Raw genomic sequence first — 24,812 nt, forward strand, 5'->3', positions numbered from 1 at the left:
GCAGCAAGAAGATGAGGTTGGCCCGCCTTTGTCACTGACCATGGCAAAGAGGTCATCTATACACCTCGCAGCATTCGGAACTATGGGCTCGCTGCTGCCGTTCTCTGCGACATGCCCCAACAGATCGAATGAGCCCATAGCCGACTTTGCTATTTGCCCTGGCTACCGCAGTTGCATTGGACTGCTTTCTGCCGAAAGCAGACAATGACTGCACAATGTGGGCCGAACATTCCCAAGCGATTTGGATGTTGAGGATGCAGTCGGCAGCAAAGCAGACCTATGCTCAGGGTGAAGCCAAAGTTCTATTTTGAGCTTTGGCGGTCCATTGAGTGCCCTAGCTGTCTGTTTGGTCTGGCCATCTAAGATTGGCGGTAGCCATGATACGCCCTCCCGTACGAAACTTGTTCATTCGGCCTTGCAGCGGTTGGGTTAGTTTCCGACCAGGCGGTAGAAAGCCCACGGGGCTTACATAAACTTGGCTCTTATGAACCATAAGACCGCGTAACGGAAGCCAACCCGCTTCTCTCAAATTCCCGACAAGACCACGACGTAGCGCGTTCGTAACAATATCTACCAATTCCAGCCCGGGCTCTGGCTCACTCGAAAATCTGAAGCTCTCACGATACATCTTCTGGAGATCGACGCCCGCACCGTATTTTCGATCAACAGGAGGCGCGACATCTCGGAGATATTCAGGGATGTCATCAATGATAAAACGGCCAAAATGGCGATAGTCGCCGCCTGGAAGCAATGCTCCGGGCTTGTTCAGTGACATCGATTGAAGCCATACGACGAGCGTCTTTGACCACCAGTCTTCCCAATCTGTAATCCCCGTTGTGCCTTTCGCATCCACAACCCAATGGAATTTTTCCAGTTCCTTGGGGAAGCGTTGGCAGTGATAGACAATCATATCTTGCATAACTTGATTGAGCAGATCGATTGTAACAGCTCCCTGAACGTATAATTGATCAGAAAACCCTTTCATTCTTTCTTGCAGCTCAGCAATGCCATCTCTGAGCTCTTGCGTGTGCCCGTTGCTGAGGTTTGCAGCAAGGCTGGCAATCTGGTTCGTTCGATGTTGCGCAATATCTTCGGCCGCATGCACTGACATATCGATCATTGAAGCACAGAACAAAGCACCGTTTTTCCACAGTATGTCGATGACCGATGCAACTTGCGATTCATTGAGAAGGCTTCCTTTGACTTCTCCCTTGCGCTGCGGAAGATTTGCGCGGAGCCGCTTATATTTTCTAACTAGTTTGGGTAAACGGTGTGAGGCGATAATTAGAGCGCCCAGCGTGGAAACGGCTGGTTTGCTTGCGCCGTAACCAGTGAATGTCCCAGACTCGTCAATGAATATATGCAAAGCAGTACTCCTCGATGGAACTTCTTCAACTCTGCTTTCGGTTATCGTCAAACCCAAAAAGAACGGAAACCGATCTGCCAGCCAATTGTGAACGGTTTCTATCGGTAGTTTAATGCTCTCTAACTGTTCTGCGCGGTTTTCGTTCACGCAAGATGCGCCAGCCGCCGGGACACGTACGACCGCGTTACAACGCAGTCACGTCATCTTAGCCGACCAATCGACATGGCGAGTGTTGAGACACTACAAGTGGAATCTAAAGTCCTTAGGAGGCGCGTAGAGCAGCGATCTTTTGATCGCGCCGTTAAAACCGAGAGCTTGTAGTTCCCTTTTCAATTCCTTGTATTCAGCGACAGAAACCTGTGGATGGATCATGATTTGGTCAATCAAATCATTTGGCTCAATAGAATAGCTAAACAGTTTATCTTCCTGGTCCGCTCGGGTCCTATAGTAAACAAGCCGAACTTCTTTCTCGTGCTTGAAGGCTTTGCGCTTAACCATATAAGAGGCTGCCGTAGCCTCATGTAAACTTTGGCCTGGGGATCTGAAGTGTCTGCGCCCCCAATCAACTAGCTCTCTATCATTCAAGTATTTTACTTTCCCAATGTGGCAAGTTACCGCCGGGAAATCGACTTTCAATTTCAGAGACTTGACCAGCTTGCCAACGTTTGTGCGTATTCTAAACCCATCATTTCCCTTTGAGTAAATTTGCCAAATTGCATCCGATGCGGTGTGTAAAGTCCAGCACTGACCGAAAAACCTATGTGCATTTCCGAGTTTACCTATCAGTCTCGTGTGATTGTAAAATGTGGATTGACCTAACAAGTCCTCGAATGTGTCGGGCCATATTGAAGGGTGAACAAGTGTGTTTCTCTTTTCAACTAGAATCTCCTCAAGTCTTTTAAACGACACGGTTCTGTAAATTCTTGTGCTTGAACGAAGGCCTTCTCCAATGATGCCTTCACCATCTACATTTTCGTCCAATGGCCACTCGCTCCATCGTTTAACCTTCATGCGTAGCCGATATTGTCTTCGCAGGCTGCCAAGGTCTAGACCGCGATTGGGCTATCTTTGAAAAAGGTCTATAGACGAAAGATGCCGTTAGGTATGATTGATCATGCAACCGCAGCGAAGGTCCGCTTGGTGGCCTTTCTGTCGAATACTCTATGTCACCTGTACCCGTGCCGGGGAGAGTCTAGCGTTGGTTATCTACTCTGACGATCCGAATGCGGTTGCAGCGACGATGATAGGCAAAGAGTGGGTTTCCGAAGACGAGGTTCTGGTTTCCTAGTTGTTTGTGATAACTCACTCGATGAGGTCATGCTTAGTTGCCGGTTGTGCTTTCGACAAACGTTTCTCCGCAGTGGAAAACAGTTACAACTCTGTTGGCCCGCTTAGGTCTCACTCAAAACCACGTCCTCTACCTGGAACCCGGAACATATCCCGCTTGATGGCATCCTGATGGTCCCCCCAGGGGGCTGCGTTGATTTTGTCCTGCTGGAAGAGTAACCGCAGCGCACCTTTGAACCCTGACGAACCCTGCGGCGCGACATCAATCCCGCGTGGTGGTACAGTGTTGTGTTTGACCAGCTGATCGATTTCCCGGATTGTAAACACCTTGTAGAGTTTTTCAGCCAGGGCGTTCCTGCGATTTTCCGGCGGCTCAGCGCCACTGGACAGCTCTTCCAGAACAGACAGGCGATCCTTGCGCAACTCATCCGGATCGGGCAGGGGCTCGATTACGGTCGCGCGCACGACCGCTTTGGCCAGATCTCGTGTGTTTTCGGGAAGGTCTTTTGGCAGGAAAGCCGTGGCACGGGCGATCGCGCGGTCTGTATTGGTTGCCTCATAATCTGACGGGACCATGTCTTGCAGGCGAGCCTGCAAGACTTTGTCGTACCTGGCGGCGTTTTTGGAGTTGAGAAAATCAAACGGGTTTTTGCCTCGGTGGACCGCCTTGACAGTATAGTGGTCATCCCGTTTTTCTCTGGATCCGCTTTCCTTCAGAACCATATCGATGACGTCCAGCTTGACGGCATTGATATGCCGACGGCGCGCGATTTCATGCGCGGCCGCTTCGACCTTCTCTGGATCGTCCGGGGCAAAGCGAGCACCGTCGGCCAGCAAACTGCGGAGATCGCCACGCAGGTTGGCGCGCTGATGCACGGGATTTTTGCCGTCGATATGCTGCGTGACAGCAGAAGCCAACGAGCGAGCCAGGTGCCCAAGCCGCGGCGGGGCAGGGCGAGCGGGCGCGGTTGACTGTGGGATCTCCCGCACGGGTGCAGGCTCCTCAATCAATGGCTGGCCGGTATCGATCACCAGTGTGCCGTCAGCGCTGCGTGTCAGCGTGGCCCGGTCGTCAACCGTCATCCGGGGACTGTTTTCCTTGTAGGCCTTGAGAAAACTTTCGACAAAGCCGGGCCCCCGGGATCTGTACGGCACGAACGCCTTAAGCACGGCCCGCGCTGCGGCGGCTTCGCTGTTCGGGATGAGATTGGAGAGCCGTCGGGGTGACGGAAGCCGGATAGGTGACCCGCCGCGTCGGGCATAGGGAGGCAATGTTCGCGTCTGTGCCGGGGCCTCGGGGGCGTTCGGAATCTGCTCGACCACCTGAGCCTCGAGCGTTTCAATGCCGGGGCCAGCGCGGACAATGTGCGCCTGCTTGGCATAGAGAGCGAGACCGCGGCGGAAGTGAGAGGCAAGATCAGCCTCGCCCCGGGTCTCTGCCAGTTCCGCCCCCCGGGCCAGCACCAGGGCCGCAGGCATGGCCTTGCCATCACGCCCCGGTCCGGCTGTGGCCAGCGCCAGACGCTCCGCGCGCGCCAGAATGTCTTTTGTACCGCGCTGTCGAAGGCTGGATTTTCCCTGCAGCCGAATGGCATGCCTGACAAAACCGTCGAGCCTGTGCCGCACGTCCGGAGCCGGAGCTGTACCGGTCTCGCGGATCGCACCCGCCATCACCTCACCGATTGCTTCCGCACCGATGCCTGCTGGCAGTCCATCAGACCCTTTCAACCGCAGGGCTTCACCGCGCGCAGCCTGCCGCATCGCAAGCGCAGGATCAAAGCTGTAATCCAGCGCCCCCCGCGCCCGTCCGTCTGTCTGAAGGATCTTACGAACAACGGAGATGCGCCGGTCTTCGCTGGCTGGCACCACCACGTTGAGCCGGTCCTTATGCAACGCCATTCCCGAGTTCAGAACTTCACGGCTCATGGCCGGGTTGACCAGCAGATGCACGGACCCATGGCCCTGACACCGCGCCCCGTTCACGGTGCTTGCGAAGGCAAAGCGGTACCGGAACGCCTCATCCTCACCCTTGAACACAACTTCCTTTTCGGCGCCGCCAGGTCTGCGCAGCCGGATCCGAACACTCTCCGCATCCCGCGATACCACATCGCCGATGCTGCCGGGCCCCAGTGCCGCAGCATCGTAATATTCCGTCAGGGTAATCCGGTCCCCAACCTGCAAGGCCGCAACCGATCCTGTATGCTGCGCCGTGTTTTTGAATGCCGCCCGCTCCGGCATGATCTCGTCCAGCTCCGCGCGGATTGCCGTGTTGAGCTTTTGTACCTCGGCACCCGACCAGGCCAGTGCGATCTTTGTTTCGGAGCCATCTGTCACATAGTTCCGCGCAAGGGTCTCGATCGTCGCGTGTGAGGTGCCACCAGCCTGGAATACACCTGCTGCTTCCAACGCTTTGAGTCCTTGCGCCGCCCGCTCGCCCTGCTCCGGTGCTGCCAGATCCGCCAGTGCCTTCGCGAGCCCCGGATCGCTCTGCCGGTGGCTCTCCCCGAGCGCGATCGATCCCATGCGCGCCTCCAGCATCTGCCAGACCGGCCCTGACCCAAACGGACCGGGTTGTTCCGGATCCGCCAGCATCACCATCTGCGCACCGCTCTTCTCTACCAGGTCAAAAAGACGTTTGCCGGTTTCCGCATCGAGCTGGCCCGCGTCATCGAGTACGATCATGCTGCCCGCTGTGAGCGACAGCATAGGATCAGCCCCCTCGGAACCTGCCGATGCCAGTTCCGTAAAGTGACGCGCACTGAACACCCGCCGCTCTCCGGCCTCCCGCAAGGCCCCAAGCCCCGCTCCGGTGGGGGCGAGCGTATAGACATGATCGGACCCGGCCTCGCGATACCCTTTGGCCAGCATGCTTGCCAGCCTTGTCTTACCGGAGCCGGACCCGCCCCGAACAAGGCTGAGTCGGGACCCGTTTGCAACATCGCGCAGCGCCTTCGCCTGCTGCTCGTCCAGTCCTTGCCGGCGGCCAAGCTGGTCAAGTAGAGCACCATCCGGGCGAGGAGCCTTAACATCCCGCCCCGGTAGATGGGTACTGAGCCCCAGCCGCAGGCCCTGATCGACAACACCCGCCTCGAAGGCAACCTGTGATTTTGTGCTGTAGATCCGACCCTCACCACCGATTCCCTCATCACTCATAATGATCAGATCCGGATGCTGCATCGCCTCGCGGAAGAGGCGCAGGAAGGTGGCGGGATGTTGGGTGACACGGGTCAGCGCACCTGCCACATCCGCCGCGCGCAGGTCTGATTGCTGTTTCAGAAGATCATCCACCACTTTTGCAGGGCTGGACGTATAGCCCCATGGATCTTCACCGACCAACTCCTGCCCCTGTGTGAACTCCGCCTTCAGCAGCCCGCTGATCCGGTTGGCAACCCCCGACAGATGCGCATCCGCTTCGAAGGCCACAACGGGAGCCGGAGTGTCTTCCGGCAGCAGATCGGCACGGGGCTCAACCACCCCTGGGGTGGCCAGCCCGGGTGAAGACCGGCGAGGTGACAGGGAAGTGCTGGTCGGATCCGCATCGGGATCGTCCAACCGCAGATATGCGCTGCGCAGCATTGCGGCCTCCAGCGCAGCCATGTCCTCCAGCCGGTCTTTCGGAGCATACAGCTCGAACGCCTGGTGATGCCGGGTCGCCATTACGGTGAGCACATGCCGGTTCATATAGCCGTGGCCAAGCCCATAGACATAGTCTTTGGACATGCCCTGGGACTTGTGAGCCGTGGTGGCATAGCCATAGTCGAAGCTGCTGAACTCCTTCAGATCGACCGTAACCGGCCGGGTATGCTTATCGATCAGTATGTCCACCTGCTGCGCCCGGATCGCCTGGACCGTGCCAAAGCTCGACTTCGGGATCCGCAGCCCGCGATGGCTCGCCGTGAACATGATGCGATCGCCCGTGCGCAGCTTCAGCGGCAGGTGGATTTTCCGCTCCCGCTCTCCGTCCCGCAGGATCCGCACGATCTCGCCGCAGTCCCGCTCCGGACCCTGCAACTCACCGCGCTGACCCGCCTCCGATCGCAACGCCGCGTTCAGGGCCCAGACATCCCTGTTTGTATAGGCCAGCGCAATCCGCTTGCCAGGTGCGCCACGCTCGAAATATCTCTCAGCGATCTGTGCGATGGCTCCAGACACATCTTCGGTAAAGCGGATATCGCCCTTATCATGGTAAAACCGCAGCGCGCTGATCGCCTCGCTGCCGCCTTCTTCCAGCTGTTTCGAGGCATGGCGTTCGAGATGGTTCTCCTGCCGGATCACCTCATACATCGCGGTGAACCCGATCTGCTCCTGATCCATCAGAACCAACTGTGCGCTACTTTCGCTGGTCGGCTGCAGCTGCCCCGGGCCACCCACGGCGACCAGCTTACCGCCAAGCGCATCAATCCGCTTTTGGACCCGCGCCCAGGTGTCGCCACCCACCATACCGGCCTCATCCATGAAGAAGACAAACCGGCCCGATGCCGGCCGCCAGCCCCGCTCCCAGCGCGACTCCCAGGCCGCCAGCGTCGCAACATCCAGATGTCTTACATCCGTGGCCAGCTGTTGGGTCATCGGGCCGGATGACGCGCCGCCGATCACCTCGTAGCCGCGCGCCTGCCAGACTTTGGCCGCCTCGCCGATCACGTAGCTCTTGCCCGCTCCGGGATCGCCTGTCACCAGGGTCAGCCGCTTTGCGTCCAGCATCGCCAGCGCTCCCGGGCGCTGCCCTTTTGTCAGGCTGGGGGACAACAGATCGAGATGGGCCTGTTCATCCACATCAAACCTGTCTGTCGCCATGGCCACACCCCGGGAGATCAGGTCCATCTCCACCGCCGAGCGCGCGCCGGTGCTGTATTGCGCCTGTCCACCGGGTCCTGTCTGCGCGATCTGCACCACTTCTGGCATGTCGAGCACCAGCTCAGCCAGGTCCCGCGCCTCTCCGCGACCCGCTTCGAGATAAGAACGGGCGGAACGGACAATCTCCTCCTCCGTAAAGATCGCCCGTTCCGCCGCAACGAGGCTCAGCATGTGTTCGGGATGTGCCCGCAGGAACGCCGCGTTCGCCGCGCGGATCTCCGCACTGGCAGGGCTCTCCAACACTGGGGCAGGGGCCTGAGACCACGGATCTGGCAGGTCATCCACCAGGCGCGGCTCAAGCCCTTCGATACCCGGTCCCCACCGGGCTTCTTCGGCACGCGCCCCATAGAGATCCAGACCACGCTGGAACCGCTCTGCCAGGTCATCTTCCCCAAGAGCTTCCGCGGCAACCGCCCCGCGCGCAAGGACCAGCGCTGCCGGCAGACTGCGTCCGTCGCTGCCCGAACCGGCCCGGTCCAGCGCCAGCTGGTCGGCGCGCGCTTCCGCCCCGGGCGGCAGGCGTCTGCGCAGGATTTGCCAGCCATCTTCTTCGGCGACATGGCGCACCATATCGGTCAGTGCGCTGCGCGTTGCATTTGTCGGCCCGGCCCCTGTTTCAAGAATCTGCGCGCCGATCAGCTCCGCCATTGCTTCGCCGCCAATGCCATGGGGCAGGGCGCGGACAGGGGGCACGTCTGTCAGCCCGATCATATCCGGAGTCGATATTTCCGGAACACCTGTCTCGGTTCTGACCGTCTCCGGCCCCATCCAGAGCGCCAGCCGTTCCGCGCCCTCAACGATCGCATCCTCGCGCAGCTCCACCGCCTGGCCCCGCAGTGCTTCCCTCGCCGCCAGCGACACATCGAACCCGTAATCCAGCGCACCCCGGCCGGTCCCGTCCTTCCGCTGGATGGCCCGCACCGCACGCCCCAGGTTGTCCTCCGGCACCGGCAGAACCACGTTCAGCGCGGTCTGGTGCAACGACATCGCCGCATCCAGCACATGACGGGTCATGCCCGGGGTGGCCAGTACATGCACCGACCCGTGGCTCCTGCCAGCAGCCCCATGCACCGTGCAGGCAAAGCCGAAGCGATAGCGGAAATCCCGATCCTCCACCGAGAAGGTCAGATGCCGCTCCGTCCCGTCGGGCGCGGCCATCAGCAGCGCAACTCCGTTGTCATCATGGCGCAGGACCTCGCCCTCGCTGCCGGCGGGCAGATTGGCCCCGAAGTACCCGCCCGCGAGCAGGATCCGATCCCCCGGGCGCAGAGCCGCGATCGAGCCGATCGGGGCCTCGGCAAGCTCCTTACTATTTCCGAACGGGCTGGCCGTTATCGTTCGCTCGGGATAACGCGCATCCATGTTCTCACGGATCAGCCTGTTGAGCTCATTCACATCCGCCCGGGCCTGGGCAACCACGAGTTTCGAGGACACCGCGTCGCGCACATAATCCTTCGCTATTCGGGCCAGCGCCAGGACTCTTGTCTCTCCCGCCTGGAACACACTTTCTGTCATGAGCCCGGAAAGACCCCGTTCCGCCGGACCTTCCCCTTGCGGATCGCCGGGAACGCCCGTCGGGGCCTGCCGGAACGCTTCCAGCAACTGTTTGCGCACCGGATCGACCTGACGCAGGCTGTCCCCGAGACGGTGCCCACCAACCCGATCCTCCAACATCCGGAAGACCGGGCTGGCCTCCAGGGCAGCAAACTGGTGCGTATCCCGCAGCGCCACGATCTTGGAGCCATGAGTTTCTGCAAGGCCGATCAGGCGATCCGCTGTTTCCGCTCCTACGAGACCGGCATCGTCGAGCACGATCACGCTGCGCGGCATCAACGCAATCCGCCCGTCTGCGACCCGCTCCTCGAACTGGCGGATGCTCATCGCCCCACTTTCTCCGGCCCGTCGTAACCGGTCGACGCCGGCGCTCGTGGGTGCGATCGCATTGACCTCTTTCACTCCCGCCGCGCGGTAGGCCCGCGCCAGCGCCCCTGCAACCCGGGTCTTGCCGGATCCCGATGGGCCGCTGACAAGACTCAGCCCCGGCTGATCGATCGCGGACCGGAATGCGGCCTCCTGTTCCCGAGTCAGACCGGAGCTTTGGATTTCGGCTGACAGGAGCGCTTCTTCCCCAATTCCGTGCAGGGATTGGCCGAAGGCCTTCGACCGGGCTTTTCCTGCATGAGGCAGATGTTCCAGCAGCGACAACCGTACACCACGATCCAGGACATTCATTTCCTGGGCCACCTGCGTCCGCGTACTGTAGATTCGTCCTTCACCATTGCGGCCACCCTCATCGAGGATGACCAGGTCAGGATGTTCCATCGCCTGCTTGAAGAGCCGCAAGAAGGTCTCCGGGTCCTTGGTGATCTGCGACAGCACATCTGCAATATCCGACGCCCGGAACACCGCCTGCCGTTCCATCATCTCGTCGATGACGCGCCAGGGATCCTGCGCATAACCTTGCGGGTCCTCTTCCAGGATCGGGTCCCCGTCCACGAATTCCGCCGAAAGCAGGCCGCCCACGCGCGAGGCTATACCTGACAGATGTGGATCGCCAATGAACCTTTCCCGAACCAGCTTCTGCACGGTCTCGCTGACGGGTATGAGATCCAGTCGGTCCTTCGCAAGCCCACTTTCCACCAACCCGGTACCTGCACGCCGGATCTCGTCTGGTTCCTCGGACCCGTCGATCCACAGGTGGCTTTTGGTACCGAACAGATCCTTCAGGTCTTCGAGTGTCTCGATCCGGGCCTCCGATACGTAGAGATCCACCCCCTCTTCATGCCGTGTCATCGCCACGTTGCCCAGGTAGCGATTCATCCGGGGATGCGCCAAGATATGTACTCGTCCTTTCGACATGCCCTGCATTTTATGGATCGTTGCCGCGTAGGCGTAATCGAATCTGTTGAACGCCTCCAGGTGCACCCGCACCGGGGTATCGGCGCCATCAAGCAGGATATCCAGCGCCTTGTAGGGCATTGCCACCACCGTACCCATGCTGGACTTCGGGATGCCCAGTTCGCGATGGGAGGCTGTGAAGATCAGCCGCTCGCCCTCCCGCACCAAAAGGGGGTGGGTCAGGCGCACATCGCGAAGACCCCGGTGATCGATCCGAATGATCTCTCCCAGTTCCTGTTCCCGCTCCCCCAGCACGCCGCGATTGATTGCCTCGGCGCGCAGCAAATCCTGCAGCGCCCATACGTCGCGGTTCGACACCGCACCTGCTATCCGCTCATTGCTATGACTGACAGGTGCATCGAAATACCCCTGGACCAGCTTTGCAAAGGTTTCCTCGTTGTTTTCCAGGAAGTGGATATGGCCCGCGCCATGGTAATGATCGAGCGCTTGATCTATATGTTTCCCGCCCTGTGCCAACTGCCAGGACGCTTTCAGATCGTCTTCGTTGTTCTGCCGCACGATCTGGTCCATCAGCACCGGGTCTTTTACTTCCAGCAGAGCATCCACGATGCTTGAATCCATGACCGGCTGCAGCTGCTCGCCGTCACCCGAAACGATCAGCTTGCCTCCCATGTCCGAGACCCGCTTGAGCACCCGCACCAGCGTATCACCCCCGACCATGCCAATTTCGTCGAGGAAGAAGACAAACTTGCCTTGTACGGGCAGAGCGCCCCGGGCCCAGCGAGCCTCCCAGGCCGCGAGGCTGGCGATCGCCATCTCCGGTATTGTGGAGAGTTCCTGTGTGGCCTTACCCGAGATTGCCCCACCCAGGACCTCATACCCGCGGGCTTTCCAGACCTTTGCGGCCTCCCCGATGGTGTAAGTCTTTCCCACGCCACCGTAGCCAGTAACCAGCGACAACCGATCCGGGCTGACCATCTCCAGCGCCGCATTGCGCTGCGTCTCCCGGAGACCCTCGGACAGCAGATCCAGCCGGTCGGACCCATCCACATCGAGCGACTGACGCGACAGAACCTTTGCATCGAGAACGAGATTGCGCTCCCTGTAGGCCCGAGCCCGTGTGGTCAGGCCGGGCCATTCTTCACCCTTCCTATCCTCAATCGTGCAGTCCAGTTCCACCAGTTCCCGCGACGCCATCGCAGTATTCACCAATGACCTGACCTCATCTTGACCGGCATCATCGAGCCGCCTTTTGAACTCGTTTTCAATATCCTGCTCGGAGAAGATCGTGGCCTTCGCCGAAACCACGGTAAGCACATGCTCGGGATTGGCACGAAGGTAGGCCGCATTGTCGCGCCGCACCTGGGTGATACGGTCCTTCTCCCGGGCCAGATCGCCGGACTGTTCTGCATGCTCGGCGACATGCGGATTGTAGCTGTCGGGCTTCAGCTCAATGCCCTGTTCTTCCAGCGTACGGTGATCGATCCGCTGGTGCAGGCCCGCCCGTTCCAGGGCTGTATTGGCCACATTTGCCCATTCCATCCGCCAGCTGCGGAGCAGGGATTTATTGTCCCATGCCATATTCTTTTTGCCCCACGCATCGGGTCCGAGATCCCGCATACTGGCCATTACGTGGATATGCGGGTTGTCCTTGAGATCGTGGAACGTGCAATCTGCGATCATGCCGCGCTCTGCAAAACTGCGCTCCACGAACTCCCGGCTCAGCCTTACTTTCTCTTCAAAACTCAGCTCCAACGGCAGCGCAAAAGTTACGCTACGGGAAAGCCGGGCTCTGTCACGACGGGAGTGTTTGCTGTGAACCTCGATGAGGGTCAGGTCTTCCCACAGCCTTGTCGAGACCTTGGCTACTTCGGCACGGGCTTCCGGGCTGTCACCGAGAAATGTCAGGTAGCGCTGTTTTGCCCAGTCGGGTGCATCCTCTGGAACTGCGATCCAGGTATGAGCTATTTCGTCTTTCCCGGTGTAATCAAAGGTTTTGCCTGTCGTGACGTCTTTGACCTTGATGCCATGCCGATAGGCGGCGGCGGCAATGGCTCCGTTTCCGCTGCCGCGGGATAAAATGCTGACGTTGAAATAATAGACCGCCATGGGGGGATTGGAGCACCGCCTGTATGAGATGTCAATCTCATACGTAAACGTGCTTATGTTGATTTCTCACAAAATCATTTCGGATAGCTTCCTTCAACTGGCTGCGGCCCTTTTCAGAGCCCTGTTCCAGCGGTGAGCCCCAGATTTGCCACGAAGTGCCAAAGGCGAAGTTGACACCGACCCTCTCAGATCGACCGACATCGCGAGGTGCTAGCTGTGCGGCGCTGGTGCCAGACAGGACGGGCAGGGCATTGATCTGCCCCGCTGCACTGGCAGCCTTCCGACTGCAGGGCTTTCAGCGCTCGCGCGCTGGCTGTCCTGGCCGGAACGACAGCCACATACCCGGAACGCCGGCGCCTATGGCAAACATGGCCGTCTGGGGCGGCCTGCAGAAATCGCCAAAGGCGCGATATCCGGGCCACTGAGCGCGGTTTCTTTATTTTGGCAGGGAGCAGGGAGCCACGGACCCCCGTTAAGCCCGCTCTACGGCGCGCTCAGGGGCTCACCTGAGCCCCATCACACGTGCAAAACACCTTCTGGCCCCTCAACCAGAAGGGCATAAGAACTGGCATTACCAGTCTTTATGCCCAGTTGTTTATCTGGGCTATAACTTGATAGTTGCTGGCTATTGCGATTGCTATTGCCCGGTATTTTGCCAGTTGGTTACATTGGCAAACGTAGTGCAACTAGCCCTGATGTTATCTGGATGATCAACAGGCAATTGCCTTTGCACTTTACCGGAACGAAGGGAAACGCTCATGGCCGGACAACCGGGCGCGTTCGAAAACGCCCTCCAAAATATTAGAGACGCCGCCAGATCAGAAGAGGGGCCTGCCAAAGAGGACCCCGCACTCGGCCCGGGCGCCAAGCCGAAGACCGCCACAGCCAATCCGAAGCCGAAGTCCTCACCGGTTCGCTCACTAAAGGGGCGGAGAAAACCCGGGACCGAACCCTTCAATCACCGCATCGATGTCGAAATCAAAGCCTACCTCTACGACATAGCGCTCGCCAACGACTGGACCATGAACCGCACCTTGCGCGAAGCAGCCAAAGCTTTGGCAACAGCACGGGGCGATAAGAAAGGGGCAGGGCTGTGACAGCGCGACCGCTTTCCGACGTTTCTCAGCAATTGGGGCCGCCTGAGCGGCCCCTGCACCCAACCTATGAAAGTCTGGCCCGAAATCTTCCGGAGGAAATTTCGGCTCTCCAATATCCCCGAACCGGGGGGTTCGAAGGGGGTGCAATCGCACCGCACATCAACCCGCTGATGCGTTGACCACGACGCAGGGCGATAACAAAGGAAGCGAACTTTGAGCGCACATGTCTGGGCCACTGCCAGCACCAAGGGCGGTGCAGGGAAAACAACACTCATCGCAATCCTCGCCGGGGAGATTGTGCGGCTTGGCGGAACCGTCGCGCTCATCGATGGCGATCCAAACACACCGTTGCTGAACTGGGTGAACCGCTCGGACCTGGCGAAGCGGATTCCCGTCATCGTTGACACCGATCCGGAAGGCTCCGAATTGGAGAGCAATATCGAGAAGGCATCCGGGCAGGCGGAGTTCATTTTGCTGGATACGGAAGGCACAGAAAACGCGCGATCGGCGCTGGCCGTTCAGCTAGCCGATCTGGTTCTAATCCCGATGCAATATTCCGCCCTCGATCACGATGAGGCGACCAAGGTTCGGACCTTTCTCACCAAGCTGGAAACCCGTACCGGCCGGGCTCGACCAAACGTGATTGTTCCAACGCGGGTTCCGGCCGCGATCAAGTCGCGAACCCAAAAAGGCATTGGCGATCAGCTGACGGATCAAGGCTTCCCGGTGCTGGATCCACCCGTTCTGGAAAAAGACGCCTACCGCCAGATATTCAGCGAAGGATGTCTGTTGCAGGATTTGCCACCTGCGCCCGCACTAACGTCGGCGCATCAAAATGCGCAGGCGCTTCTGCAAGGGCTGGCCGCGATCTACGGCACAGCACATGCGGCATGAAGGACCTGCTCTCCGCGATACTGCGCCCCGCGATCCTCTGGATGGTCGCGATCTCCGCAGTCACCGCGGTCGAGACCCGGTTCGGGCTACCTCAACTGACCTATCTTCTTGTGATCATCTTCGCTCTTTTCTGGGGCGTTGAAGCAATAACCTGTTGCCTCGTCTGGTCGCCGTCCGAAGGAACCCGCGATGCTTTGGGCTTGCTCACCGCTTTTGTGTTGTTCCGATACTGGCCGAACATCGAGGGCGGTCTCACGGTGCAGGCCACCGGGCCACAATACAAGTTTCTAACAGAATCCGATCTGACAACGTGGTTAATTGCGGGCGTGGCGATCTCCGATTGGCTGTTGCCATGGGTGTTGATCGTCTCGACCGGGATACTTGCGCTTGGCAATGTCATCCGCCTGTTGCGACCAAAGCCATCAAACAAGCCAACCACAGATGCGGCGGGGGCAGGTCCGGTTTCAGCCGCTCCCCGTCAAAGCGGCTACGTAGCATCTGAAGAAAATCCTCTCGACACATTCCGACGTTTCTAGGCATTGTTAACAGGGAGACGGCTGTCGGTCTTTGCTTTTGCCCGTCAAGATGACCGGCGTCTGCTTCGTGCTTCCACAGGAACGGATAACGCCAAACCTGCCCGATCTTCGGCGCGCCGTTGTCAGTCATTGCTTATGCTGGCCTCTAACTCGGCCACAAGACGCGCAGCCTCGTCATCATCCAGGTCATCAACATGATGTGCGGAGCGGCTGTCTTTGCCAAGACGCAGAGTTTCGAACTCCTCGGTTGACAGAACCACAAAGCGGCGCTTTCCGTGGCGAGCAATGGCGACGGGCTGCCGCGCAGCGATAGCCAGAACATCACCCGTCTTATTGGCGAGGTCTGTTGCAGAAAACTGTCGCATCGTATTCCTTTCTTGGTTTCAGCTAATTTAGCTAATATACACAATACGCCGAGCGGCTTAACAATGGGTATTTTAGCTAAGTTATATAAAAATTTAGGAGCAGCAGGTCCGGTTTCAGCTGCTCCCCGTCAAAGCGGCTACGTAGCATCTGAAGAAAATCCTCTCGACACATTCCGGCGTTTCTAAGCAATTGGAGCCGCCTGGGCGGCCCCGGCACCCAACCTCTGAAAGTCTGGCCCGAAATCTTCCGGAGGAAATTTCGGCTCTAGGATGTCTCCGAACCGGGGGGTATCGAAGGGGGGCACCCCCTCGACGACTGCGCAGCCATTAGCTGCGCACCGGTCGCGCGGTGCAATCGCACAGCAGGTCTTTTCAATTGTTATGAAACAGGCGATCTGCCCAACATCGTGCGGAAACGCAGAAAAGCGGCCCCGAGGGGCCGCAAACTCTCACAGAAAAAGCTTGGTGAACGCTGCAGCACCGGCGAAGAACGCGGCACCAACAATCAAGAGATACCAACGGTTCTCAGTATTGATCTTGGCCGTTTCCGCGACAAGCTTTGCGATCTCGGCGCGCATCTTATCGTCCTGGAGTCTGACTTCAGCTTCGGTCATGTCGTTCATGCTCATGATGATTTCCTTTGAATATAGGTTGAAAACCGTTTGAAAGCAAAGCGAACTCGCCCGCCCTGCACGGTCGCGGGCATTTGGACACGCCGAGTCAAGGACCGCTGAAGGCGGCGTGCGAGCGCCGCGCCTGCGCGGCGTGAAGTCCTTTACCGGTGTGGGATAATGACAAGACCGTGTGGGGGTGGGCCGCCCGGCCCTGGGCCGCGCCCGGCGCGGGCCAGGTTAACAGCCGGGCACGAATGGCACGGAATCCGACTGGCGCAACGTGCAAATGATGCGACTGGCCGGACCTGCAACGGTTGTGGGTTCAAATTGAAACAGGCGATCGCCCAACATCATGCGAAAACGCAGAAAAGCGGCCCCGAGGGGCCGCAAACTGTCAGGTTCCGATGAAGTTCAATATTGCTGCCGTGATTGCCGTCGTGGCACCGATCAGCGCAGCTGCAGCCAGAAACGGTGCTAAGAAGGTATTGACGCCGATCTGTTTTGTTTCAGCAATCAGCTTCGCCACTTCAGCGCGTAGTTTCTCATCTGTCAGTTTGACTTCGGCTTCGGTCATGTCGTTCATGCTCATTGATGATCTCCTTTGAATATAGGTTGAAAACCGTCTGAAAGCAAAGCGAACTCGCCCGCCCTGCACGGTCGCGGACATTTGGACACGCCGAGTCGAGGACCGCTGAAGGCGGCGTGCGAGCGACGCGCTTGCGCGGCGCGAAGTCCTTTACCCGTGTGGGATAATGACAAGACCGTGTGGGGGTGGGCCGCCCGGCCCTGGGCCGCGCCCGGCGCGGGCCAGGTTAACAGCCGGGCACGAATGGCACGGGATCCGCCAGGCGCAACGTGCAAATGATGCGACTGGCCTGACCTGCAACAGTTGCGGGTTGTAATTGAAAAGTGCGATCTGACCAGCAAAAAAAGCTGACCGCAGCCTTATTCTCTTTCGACGGTGGTCACCCGACCTGCTTTCAATTCCTCACCCAGTTTTGCAATCAGCTTCTTGTAGAAGATGCGGCTAAAACTATGACCCGTTCCGATCTCAGAGATGTAGAAAGATGTTTCAAAAATCTCGCGGTTCCATTCAGAGAGAATGACCCACTGCGATAGGTTCCGGCTAAGGCCCGCACGTTGCACCTCGGTACGCGGAACTTCCACAGCCACCTGATCCGCAGTCGGCTCCTTAGTGGTGATCGGCAGCATGTAGACACGATGGCGGCCGGATCGTAGCGGGACAACCAGTGCGACACAACTTGGCCGCTCTTTGCATCCCTCTGACTCGCCGCGGTTAGCCTGCCAAGACCATAGATATGGGTAGTCAAAAGCCTCGCCAGACTTCGGAAGATCAATCACGGCTCAACTCAGCATCAATAGCAGTCAGCATTTCTTCACGCACACCGTCTGGTACGGTGTCCAACTCAAACACCTCACGGCCATCTCTGCCTTTGGTCAGCCTTTCGTAATGCTCAGCGCTCATCAGGACATATTTTGCGCGACGATACTTCGTGATAGCGACAGGGCCGCGTAATGCAGTTTCGAGGATCTCTCCGGATTTGCGCGTGATATCTGTAGATGGGAATTGTTTCATCGCGACCTTCAATAATACGTAATATACAAAACTTTTGTATATTAGACAAGATCAAACCATCTTCGGCAAGATCACAAAATCATCCCCAAAGGTGGCATGTAAGTCAGTTGATCGCCCGTCCATTTGCGGATTTCAGCCAGATGGCTGACCTCAGTTTCACCACCCGTTGTCAGCTGTTGAATGGTTTTCGGGTCGTTGGGATTTCCAGTTTTTTAACATAATTTCTATTACACCGCTTATTGGTTACGCCATACTCGCTCACTCCGTCTGCCAGTCATCATCGAGCGAGGATTGCACTCCGCTCTCTGTGATCGAAGCATTGTGCGTGGCGGTTTCGGTGCCCACTTCTGTACCGTCACCCGACATGTAGGCCTGTGCGAACTCAGTGCGCTTGAACACGGATCCATCTAGTTCGATTGTGGTGCGGTCCTCCGCCGTCGCGCGTGTAACAGATCCATCGTACCAAACCTTGATCCGTGTCCGGTCTGCAATCTGTACCACAACGGCCATGGGTTCGATCTGCACACCCAGCCAACCTTCATCGGTATCTCGCCGCGCGATAATCTTGTCAGACAGAAACTTGACCTGGACATCACCTGACAAACTGTTGCCGGTTGATTTCAGAACAACAAAAGCCTCCTGTTCGGCCGGGTTTGGATGGATGGTTGCACTTGCATTCTTAGGCGGCCAGACTTTGGCAGAGTCGCGCTTATTACCCTTCTTGTCGCGATGAAACCCGACATAAAGCTGGGCTGATCTCCAGATGCGCGTGGCCTTCCGTGTAAGTGCCGTGGATTTTGCAGTCATGTGATTGGGCCTTTTGGAACGGATATCTCGAACTGGTGCTTACGGACGCCATGCGGATCTGACGGGTTAAGGTCGAAGGGCAAGGTATCAAGTGTGAACCGCCCGATAGAATACCCATGAAGAAAATCCAGCAGGTAGACTGGATCAGCTGGGTACGGCGCACAGTTCCACGCCTGGCGCAGGGCGGCGGCTTCGTTGGAAGAATGGGCCGCCATCCGGCACCGGGCCTCACGCCATTTATCGGCGCGTTGTTTTCGGCTGCTTTTCTCCTGACGTTCCCAATCCACTGCGCGTTTGCGCATGACCTCATCTTCGCCTGGTTGTTGCTCAGAGATCTGATCCGCCAATAATGGAAGAGCCTCGCGTTCCTTCTGTTGTTTGCGACGCAGGGCGGCGCGCTTGCGCGGTGTATCTTCGAAGGCAAAACGGGACCACATCTTGAACCTCATGGCGTTTCCTCCAAACGGTGCGCATGGGCATCCAGCCGCCCGATGAGCGAAGCCATCAGTTCTCTCAGCGATGCCTGATCGGCGAGGATAAGTGCGGCGCGTTGACCCGCTGCCTGGGCGGCGACCTTGGGCGGCTGCGATTCTGTCATCTGGACTGCAGGTGGCAGAACGCCCAGTCCGGCCAGCTCGTCGGTAAGGGGACTCAACATATCTGCCAGTGCGTCAGTATCGGCGCTGTTCGAGGTGGCGGATTTCACGATGAGCCGCAGGGTGTCCACCATCTTTTTGACGCGGCCTGTGTTTGTGTCGTTTTGGAATGCCATGTCGTTACCCTTTCGTGTCTTCCACGGCGCAGTCGCCTTTCCTCTTTGTCGTGATGCGGTTGCTGCTGTCGCCCGGCCTGGCCGCTTGCGTTTCGTTATGAGCACAGCAGGCCAAGGTAACGGCCTGCTGGCCTGTCCTCTCCCCCTGCCCCATCCGCGTTTTTCCCGGACGGGAGTGGGGGGCGATGGAAGAGGTCCGAAACGGATTCCGCCGGGTTGGTCAGGCTAAAAAACGGAAAGTTTGGCCCAAGGGGCTAAAAGCCGTTTTTTTGCTTGAGGCGTACAAGAAAGAAGATGTGATCCGCGTTTTCGCGGATCTCCAATTGCGCCCTCCAGCCCGCCGGGATCGGTTACGAGACCTGTTCGCCCCCCCGAACCGTCGGGGAAACAAGCGCCGCAGCCCGCGTCTGGCGGGCTGCTCAGCCAATCATGATAATGTCGGGGCTGGGGTGAGTGCGCCCTGGCGCGTTGAGCCCCTGCCCCGTCCATTGGATATCTGCGAGCCGCGCGCCTGGCGCGCGGATCTCCAAAGTCGATTGCGAAAGGCCGAGAGAAACGAGGGAATCGCGTTACCTTTTATGGGCCGAAACAACCTGATGCAGGCGACTTGCGGCCGCGGTTAAAGCTGGCTCGAATGAGACAGATTTCACCGCTCCCGGGCCGCAGGGAGATCGCGTCTGGTTGGTTCGGGTCGGATGCCGGTGCAACCGGCATCCGAGTAGCGACCGGTCCCGCTGCCTGTGGCGGCGGGATTTGCGCATATTACCCCCAACCTCATAAGACAAGAAAACGCCACCATCAGTCACAAAATTCCTGTTGAATTGTAATCCGCTAATGGAACCAAACTGGCGCAATATTGGAGAAAGTTTCCCACCACCGACACGAAGGATGCGCGGCAGCGCCAGTCCTGCGGCGATGCGGACCCGAAGGGGCCGGGTTGGCGCGGGACACCCCTACCCGGCCGGGATTTGGTACAGGTATGATCTGTTGGGGGACGCGTCTTCGTTTGCGCAGGCCGCGAGTTATCCAGTTGTTGGGATTTCGACCCTGGGAGAAAGTGCTTTCGGCAGTCTTGCCGAAAGCGGTGTAATCTCGACGACCGGATAACTCGCGGCCGCGTGCGCTTTGCGGGCGCTCAGAGCGAAGCGACCCGTCCTGTTGGCTGCGCGGGGCGCTCTGTCCCGCTCAGCTACAGGACTACCAGACCCGCCGCCCGGCCTGCGATACGCCAAAAAAAACCCTGCGCAATGCAGGGCTAGTCACGGGGGAGTTCAGGGTTATGCGCCGAAAAACAGCTTTGCCATTGCGACGCCAGCAGTTAGCAGCACACCGGCAAAGCCAGTGCCCACCGCAATAGGATACCAGCGGGATTCCGTGTAAATTCTTGAGGTTTCAGCATTCAACTTTGAAGCCTCAGAAATCAGCTTTGCGATTTCAGCGCGCATTCTGTCGTCTGCAAGTGCCTGTTCCGCTGCTGTCATATCAAGGTCGCTCATGGGTCTATTCTCTCAATCAAACATAAGGTGTATTGGGATGGATTGCCAGATTTTGCTTTAGCGCGGGCGGGGCGATTGCCCCGCCCGGTAAGTTTGAGGCTTTCTCTTCCAAGTAGTCCAGCTGGGTAGCTCCAATATCGACCCGCGCCCGGAATCCAGAGATTGCTTCGTCTAGTGTCACCGGTTCGGTAACACTCGCTGTGCAGTTTTCGACGCGTCGACCGGACAACAGGTGAGAAATCGCGTATCCGCCGGCTATGGCGTGGGCAACAAATGGAAACGCTCGCGCCTCGTGATAGATAAGAAACAAATGTCCGTCTGTTGGTTCTGTTTTCCCGTCCATCATCGAGCGATTGAAAGTGATTTGCATGGGTTTCTCCCGTTGTTTCGACCCCAATCGGGTCACAACACAGCAAAAGACCCCCCTTCTCCTCTCGGAGTTGGGGGCAAGGTCAGAAATCGGCCGCGACGGTCTACGCGCTTCGGAACAAGGCCACGGCTTCATCCAGTGGCAGCGTGTTCAGGATCCGGATTCCGGGGTGCTGCGCTTGGAGTTTTTCAACAACCCGCTCAGCCTGGCCTCGGTGTTTGATCTCATAAACGCCGGGCTTGTCGGGAAAGATGAAAAGAACCTTGATCTTGATCAGCCGTTTGTAGTCCTTCGTGTATTGCCATGTTTCCAGAAGACTGCCGCAGTGATGCTCAAGATCTGTTTCGTGCTCTTCGTCGGAAAACTCGGGCAGTGACCATTTGGGCAAGTTCTGTCGGCACCAGGTATCAGCCTCCTTGTAGGCGGCATGATCGCCCCTGAAGAGATCGCACCCGCCCTTACCGTCGTTGGAGACTTCTCCGATTTTTTTGCCATCAACATACAAGCTGGCGGTGTAGCAGCTGGTCTCTTCTGAGGCGAAGGCCCCGAATTTGATGTTTTTCAGTTCGATTTTCATGGGAGTATCCTCGCTGGTTGTCTTTGTCCCCGGATTAGGGACACAGCAAAAGAAGCCTCCTCTCACTTTCACCCAGCAATACCATATGTGGTACGACGGAATCCTATAGACACTATATGATTGCCTTTGAACCCGGTTTGTTCTACAATGAAGCAATGCTGCTGAAGGAGAAATACCGATGTCTGCACCTGCCATTTCGGAATCTCAAACCGCGCTGCCAGCCACGGCTAAGCAACTCGCCTATGCACGTAAACTCGCGGAGCAACAGAATGTGGTTCTGCCTTGGGAAATCCAGCAGGATCGCCAAGCGCTCAGCCAGTGGATCGATACGCAACGTACAACGCCCCGCGTACACGATACCCGGCCGAGCTCAAAGCAGGTGGCCTTTGCCGAGCGCATCGCCCGGATCAAGCGCAGCGCCATTCCAGACGAGTGCTTTCGCGATCGCAATCTGATGTCCCGTTGGATCGACAGCAACAAGCCGAGGTAACGCGCGCGCCATGGCTGCTCAGCTTGCTGTTCATCTTCGGGCACGAAAAAACCTTCGAACGCCCTTTTAAATTCTGCGAGCGGATCATCGGGGTCCTCGGGAAGATCGATTCCTTCAGCAGTCAGAAACTGCATGCTCATCTCCATCAACATTTCGCTGCTGTGGTGCGTGCCACGGATGAGCCGCTGCATTGATGGCATCGAGACGTCGCGCTTCTTGGGATCGGCTTTGAGAACACGATCCCACAAGGTCGGCACGCCGATGCGATGGGACTTCATATAGGCCTTTAGCGCGGCCCTGATTTTCGCGCGCGTTTTGGTATCGAACGCTGATGCAATGCTATTTTCCGCCATGAACGCCCCACACAAAATTCTCAAGCTGAATGGGGCCGATGATCAACATCTGACCATCCTGCGTCAACCGGTCAGGCCAAGTAGCGCCGCCCGTGACCAGCCTGTGACCAACGCAAAGGCGACGTGACCAGTCCGTGTTCTTCAACGCTGCCATCAGAATGAAGAGCTTGTGTCCGCACGCCCGCGTCCTGCGCGCAACTAAGGAGACAAGCAAATGGAATGGTCATGGGAAGTTTGGGCAGGTGTCGGCATCGCGATCTTCGCGCTGCTGATTCTGCTCGCCTGGCGGTTTGAAGAAGAGCAAAAGACGACCTACGGCTCGGCCATGTGGTGCCAGGTTTGGGATATGTTCCGCTCGCGCTTGTTTCGTCGCGGCGGTCTTTACGTCGGGGATTGGACCGGCAGGCTCGGCGTTTATTACAAAGGCGCACATGCCATCACCTTCGGGGTGACGGGTTCGGGCAAAGGTACGAGCGCGATCCTGCCAAACTTACTGCAACAGCGCTTTGCGTTCGTGGTTGATCCTGGCGGCGAGAATACAGCGATTGCTTCCAAGGCCTGGCGCAGTGCTGGCATGGAGATGCGTTGCATCAACCCGTTTGCGATGTTCACGGGCAAGCCGTGGAACCTACCGACTGACGGTTTCAACCCGCTCGATCTGCTGGATGCGGCAAGCCCGACCTTTGCCGCAGACACGCTGCTCTTCGCTGAAATGCTCACCCCGCGCGCGGGCAATGAGGGCGGCAATACAAGCTATTTCAAGGATGCGGCAACAAGTGCCAAGCGCGCGATGATCGGCCACATCAAAACGGCAGAACCGGAAGCGCGCCGGAATATCGGCACGCTCTATGAATATGCGTATGCGGACGCTGATAGCTGGGAAGCGCTGATTTCTGCGATGAAGGCGAACCCTGCTTGCGGGCACTTGGCGGCGCACGAAGCCTCCAAGCTGGAGCGCATCGAGGCGCAGGCACAGGAAGAATTCTCTGCTGTGATGTCTACAATCCAGCAAGACTTGTCCTTTCTGGCGGATCAACTGGTGCGCGATGCGCTCAGCCGCAGTGATGTGTCTTTTGATCTACTCAAGGGGCGCACTAACCGGAAAGGCGGTGTCATCAGCATCGTCATGCCGCTCGAATATATAGAGAGCCATGCCGCGATCACGCGGCTGGCGATGGCCTGCGCCATACTGGAACTGCAGCGCGAGCCTTATGCGAGATCGCGGGTCACCTTCCTGATCGATGAGGTGGCAGCGCTCGGCAAGATCATCCGTTTGCCGAACTGGCTCGCGACCCTGCGCAAATACAATGTCGGTATCTGGACGATCTGGCAGAATATCGGTCAGGTCGCTGATCTTTACGGCACGAACTGGCAAACGCTCGTGAGCAATTGCGGGCTGATGCAAATCCTCGGTGTCGGCGATCTGCAGACAGCGCAATATACGCAGGCGCTCATGGGTCAGTGTACGGTCGCAACCGCGTCCACGAATGCGCGCGGTGAGCGCACGATCTCGCACACAGCGCGCCCGCTGCTGATGGCAGAAGAGCTGATGCGCACAAGCGGGCGTTACCAAATCGTGCTGATGGGGCGCTTGTGGCCAATGATGCTCAAGAAGACGCCCTATTGGAAGCAGCCGAGCCTGATGGGCCGGTTTCATCCAAACCCGTACCGTAATGGTAAAACAAGCGAACCCGGTTTGCTGGATGATTGGGCCGGATATTGGGGCAGCTTTTATTACATGCTGGTCTGGTGGATGGCACCGCATCCCATTGCGGCCTGCATCATGGCAACGCCTATCGTCCTGTGGCTACTGAAGCTCTTTGGCGTGGGGGCAGTGTGATGGATGCGCTTTTTATCATCTTCGTACTTTGGGTACTGTTCATGCTGTTCTTCGAGAGCATTGTCCTGCCGCTTTCCGAACTGCTTGTCATGTTGCTTTGGTTCATAGGGATCGTCCTGGTCACGGCCATCACTTATGTCGGCTATCACAGCGGGACCGCGCTTCTTGTCGCGGTGGGTTGGACAGGCAAAACGCTGTGGCGGCTCATCACGGCCCCCTTCCGCTCGCGAGCAATGGGGCAGTGGGAAGAACCGGAGCCCGAACCGGAACCTGAACATCTATGGCGCGGCCTCACGCGCTATGAGGTGTCCTGCAAAATTCTTCAGCTGGAGCCCGGCACCTTTGATCGCGCCGCGCTCAAGGCCGCGTACCGTGCCACAATGCGCCACGTGCATCCTGATCAGGGTGGTGATGCGGAAGACGCAAAAGTCGTGAACCGCGCGCACGAGATCATCTGCAATGCGCATGGATGGCGCTAAGCGCAATGCACCATGACCAGTCCGTGCTCACGCGCAGCGGGCTGGTCATC

The 24,812-nt window shown here is 58.2% G+C and carries 20 protein-coding genes; 6 read left to right on the forward strand and 14 right to left on the reverse strand.

The window, feature by feature from the left end; translation table 11 throughout:
- Positions 1-334: 334 nt before the first annotated feature.
- From ACR0BU_RS22415 to ACR0BU_RS22425, 3 genes are all read right to left on the reverse strand, one after another.
- A complete protein-coding gene (locus ACR0BU_RS22415; protein ID WP_480739154.1) occupies positions 335-1,513 on the reverse strand; it encodes a DUF3800 domain-containing protein in 1,179 nt (392 codons plus the stop codon).
- A gap of 93 nt (positions 1,514-1,606) precedes the next feature.
- Positions 1,607-2,347 (reverse strand): DUF2971 domain-containing protein, encoded by a 741-nt coding sequence (locus ACR0BU_RS22420; RefSeq protein ID WP_480739152.1) that lies wholly within the window; start codon positions 2,345-2,347, stop codon positions 1,607-1,609.
- Between the two features lie 417 nt (positions 2,348-2,764).
- The gene (locus ACR0BU_RS22425) at positions 2,765-12,475 is read right to left on the reverse strand and encodes an AAA family ATPase (RefSeq protein WP_480739150.1); all 9,711 of its coding nucleotides are present in this window, start codon (positions 12,473-12,475) and stop codon (positions 2,765-2,767) included.
- 758 nt (positions 12,476-13,233) lie between these two features.
- Here ACR0BU_RS22425 and ACR0BU_RS22430 point away from each other — a divergent pair.
- The 3 genes from ACR0BU_RS22430 to ACR0BU_RS22440 all read left to right on the forward strand — a co-directional run bounded on the left by ACR0BU_RS22430 (position 13,234) and on the right by ACR0BU_RS22440 (position 15,002).
- Positions 13,234-13,572, forward strand: coding sequence for a hypothetical protein (locus tag ACR0BU_RS22430; RefSeq protein WP_480739149.1), 339 nt, complete (start codon positions 13,234-13,236; stop codon positions 13,570-13,572).
- Between the two features lie 213 nt (positions 13,573-13,785).
- Positions 13,786-14,466: a division plane positioning ATPase MipZ gene (locus tag ACR0BU_RS22435; RefSeq protein ID WP_480739147.1), complete on the forward strand. Its 681-nt coding sequence runs from the start codon at positions 13,786-13,788 to the stop codon at positions 14,464-14,466.
- Complete coding sequence (locus ACR0BU_RS22440) at positions 14,463-15,002, forward strand: hypothetical protein (protein ID WP_480739145.1); 540 nt, start codon at positions 14,463-14,465, stop codon at positions 15,000-15,002. Before ACR0BU_RS22435 ends, ACR0BU_RS22440 begins: the two co-directional genes overlap by 4 nt.
- 122 nt (positions 15,003-15,124) lie before the next feature.
- Here the strand turns inward: ACR0BU_RS22440 and ACR0BU_RS22445 are convergent, their stop codons facing one another.
- The 11 genes from ACR0BU_RS22445 to ACR0BU_RS22495 form a co-directional block, all read right to left on the reverse strand.
- Positions 15,125-15,367 carry a type II toxin-antitoxin system prevent-host-death family antitoxin gene (locus tag ACR0BU_RS22445; protein WP_008759072.1) on the reverse strand — a complete coding sequence of 81 codons (243 nt, stop codon included), beginning with the start codon at positions 15,365-15,367 and terminating at the stop codon, positions 15,125-15,127.
- A 449-nt stretch (positions 15,368-15,816) separates the two neighbouring features.
- Positions 15,817-15,996 carry a hypothetical protein gene (locus tag ACR0BU_RS22450; protein ID WP_299082981.1) on the reverse strand — a complete coding sequence of 60 codons (180 nt, stop codon included), beginning with the start codon at positions 15,994-15,996 and terminating at the stop codon, positions 15,817-15,819.
- A 379-nt stretch (positions 15,997-16,375) separates the two neighbouring features.
- Positions 16,376-16,570, reverse strand: a complete 195-nt coding sequence (locus tag ACR0BU_RS22455) for a hypothetical protein (RefSeq protein WP_298937997.1) — start codon at positions 16,568-16,570, stop codon at positions 16,376-16,378.
- A gap of 356 nt (positions 16,571-16,926) precedes the next feature.
- The gene (locus ACR0BU_RS22460; protein WP_480739143.1) at positions 16,927-17,343 is read right to left on the reverse strand and encodes a hypothetical protein; all 417 of its coding nucleotides are present in this window, start codon (positions 17,341-17,343) and stop codon (positions 16,927-16,929) included.
- Entirely contained in the window at positions 17,336-17,578 is a 243-nt protein-coding gene (locus ACR0BU_RS22465; protein ID WP_480739142.1) for a type II toxin-antitoxin system prevent-host-death family antitoxin, read from the reverse strand. The genes ACR0BU_RS22460 and ACR0BU_RS22465 overlap by 8 nt, the downstream gene beginning before the upstream one ends.
- A gap of 258 nt (positions 17,579-17,836) precedes the next feature.
- Positions 17,837-18,385: a hypothetical protein gene (locus ACR0BU_RS22470; protein WP_480739140.1), complete on the reverse strand. Its 549-nt coding sequence runs from the start codon at positions 18,383-18,385 to the stop codon at positions 17,837-17,839.
- Complete coding sequence (locus ACR0BU_RS22475; protein WP_480739138.1) at positions 18,382-18,834, reverse strand: hypothetical protein; 453 nt, start codon at positions 18,832-18,834, stop codon at positions 18,382-18,384. The genes ACR0BU_RS22470 and ACR0BU_RS22475 overlap by 4 nt, the downstream gene beginning before the upstream one ends.
- Entirely contained in the window at positions 18,831-19,157 is a 327-nt protein-coding gene (locus ACR0BU_RS22480) for a hypothetical protein (RefSeq protein ID WP_480739137.1), read from the reverse strand. Before ACR0BU_RS22480 ends, ACR0BU_RS22475 begins: the two co-directional genes overlap by 4 nt.
- Before the next feature lie 1,277 nt (positions 19,158-20,434).
- Positions 20,435-20,653: a hypothetical protein gene (locus ACR0BU_RS22485; RefSeq protein ID WP_298938004.1), complete on the reverse strand. Its 219-nt coding sequence runs from the start codon at positions 20,651-20,653 to the stop codon at positions 20,435-20,437.
- A 16-nt stretch (positions 20,654-20,669) separates the two neighbouring features.
- A complete protein-coding gene (locus tag ACR0BU_RS22490; RefSeq protein ID WP_480739135.1) occupies positions 20,670-21,023 on the reverse strand; it encodes a hypothetical protein in 354 nt (117 codons plus the stop codon).
- Positions 21,024-21,126: 103 nt separating this feature from the next.
- Positions 21,127-21,600, reverse strand: a complete 474-nt coding sequence (locus ACR0BU_RS22495; RefSeq protein WP_480739133.1) for a hypothetical protein — start codon at positions 21,598-21,600, stop codon at positions 21,127-21,129.
- A 178-nt stretch (positions 21,601-21,778) separates the two neighbouring features.
- Here ACR0BU_RS22495 and ACR0BU_RS22500 point away from each other — a divergent pair, with 178 nt between their 5' ends.
- The 3 genes from ACR0BU_RS22500 (at position 21,779) to ACR0BU_RS22510 (ending at position 24,762) form a co-directional block, all read left to right on the forward strand.
- Complete coding sequence (locus ACR0BU_RS22500; protein WP_480739131.1) at positions 21,779-22,090, forward strand: hypothetical protein; 312 nt, start codon at positions 21,779-21,781, stop codon at positions 22,088-22,090.
- Between the two features lie 567 nt (positions 22,091-22,657).
- Complete coding sequence (locus ACR0BU_RS22505) at positions 22,658-24,283, forward strand: type IV secretory system conjugative DNA transfer family protein (RefSeq protein WP_480739130.1); 1,626 nt, start codon at positions 22,658-22,660, stop codon at positions 24,281-24,283.
- Positions 24,283-24,762 (forward strand): J domain-containing protein, encoded by a 480-nt coding sequence (locus ACR0BU_RS22510; RefSeq protein WP_480739129.1) that lies wholly within the window; start codon positions 24,283-24,285, stop codon positions 24,760-24,762. Before ACR0BU_RS22505 ends, ACR0BU_RS22510 begins: the two co-directional genes overlap by 1 nt.
- Positions 24,763-24,812: the final 50 nt, after the last annotated feature.

The organism is Ruegeria sp. CK2, from assembly GCF_056536585.1.

Excerpts from the sequence above, each read along its gene's own strand:
- ACR0BU_RS22480 (WP_480739137.1), bottom strand. The coding sequence starts at position 19,157 with ATGGCATTCCAAAACGACACAAACACAGGCCGCGTCAAAAAGATGGTG.
- ACR0BU_RS22440 (WP_480739145.1), top strand. The coding sequence starts at position 14,463 with ATGAAGGACCTGCTCTCCGCGATACTGCGCCCCGCGATCCTCTGGATG.
- ACR0BU_RS22430 (WP_480739149.1), top strand. The coding sequence starts at position 13,234 with ATGGCCGGACAACCGGGCGCGTTCGAAAACGCCCTCCAAAATATTAGA.
- ACR0BU_RS22445 (WP_008759072.1), bottom strand. The coding sequence starts at position 15,367 with ATGCGACAGTTTTCTGCAACAGACCTCGCCAATAAGACGGGTGATGTT.
- ACR0BU_RS22470 (WP_480739140.1), bottom strand. The coding sequence starts at position 18,385 with ATGACTGCAAAATCCACGGCACTTACACGGAAGGCCACGCGCATCTGG.
- ACR0BU_RS22500 (WP_480739131.1), top strand. The coding sequence starts at position 21,779 with ATGTCTGCACCTGCCATTTCGGAATCTCAAACCGCGCTGCCAGCCACG.
- ACR0BU_RS22455 (WP_298937997.1), bottom strand. The coding sequence starts at position 16,570 with ATGAGCATGAACGACATGACCGAAGCCGAAGTCAAACTGACAGATGAG.
- ACR0BU_RS22450 (WP_299082981.1), bottom strand. The coding sequence starts at position 15,996 with ATGAGCATGAACGACATGACCGAAGCTGAAGTCAGACTCCAGGACGAT.
- ACR0BU_RS22490 (WP_480739135.1), bottom strand. The coding sequence starts at position 21,023 with ATGCAAATCACTTTCAATCGCTCGATGATGGACGGGAAAACAGAACCA.
- ACR0BU_RS22485 (WP_298938004.1), bottom strand. The coding sequence starts at position 20,653 with ATGAGCGACCTTGATATGACAGCAGCGGAACAGGCACTTGCAGACGAC.
- ACR0BU_RS22465 (WP_480739142.1), bottom strand. The coding sequence starts at position 17,578 with ATGAAACAATTCCCATCTACAGATATCACGCGCAAATCCGGAGAGATC.
- ACR0BU_RS22495 (WP_480739133.1), bottom strand. The coding sequence starts at position 21,600 with ATGAAAATCGAACTGAAAAACATCAAATTCGGGGCCTTCGCCTCAGAA.
- ACR0BU_RS22425 (WP_480739150.1), bottom strand. The coding sequence starts at position 12,475 with ATGGCGGTCTATTATTTCAACGTCAGCATTTTATCCCGCGGCAGCGGA.
- ACR0BU_RS22475 (WP_480739138.1), bottom strand. The coding sequence starts at position 18,834 with ATGAGGTTCAAGATGTGGTCCCGTTTTGCCTTCGAAGATACACCGCGC.
- ACR0BU_RS22510 (WP_480739129.1), top strand. The coding sequence starts at position 24,283 with ATGGATGCGCTTTTTATCATCTTCGTACTTTGGGTACTGTTCATGCTG.
- ACR0BU_RS22505 (WP_480739130.1), top strand. The coding sequence starts at position 22,658 with ATGGAATGGTCATGGGAAGTTTGGGCAGGTGTCGGCATCGCGATCTTC.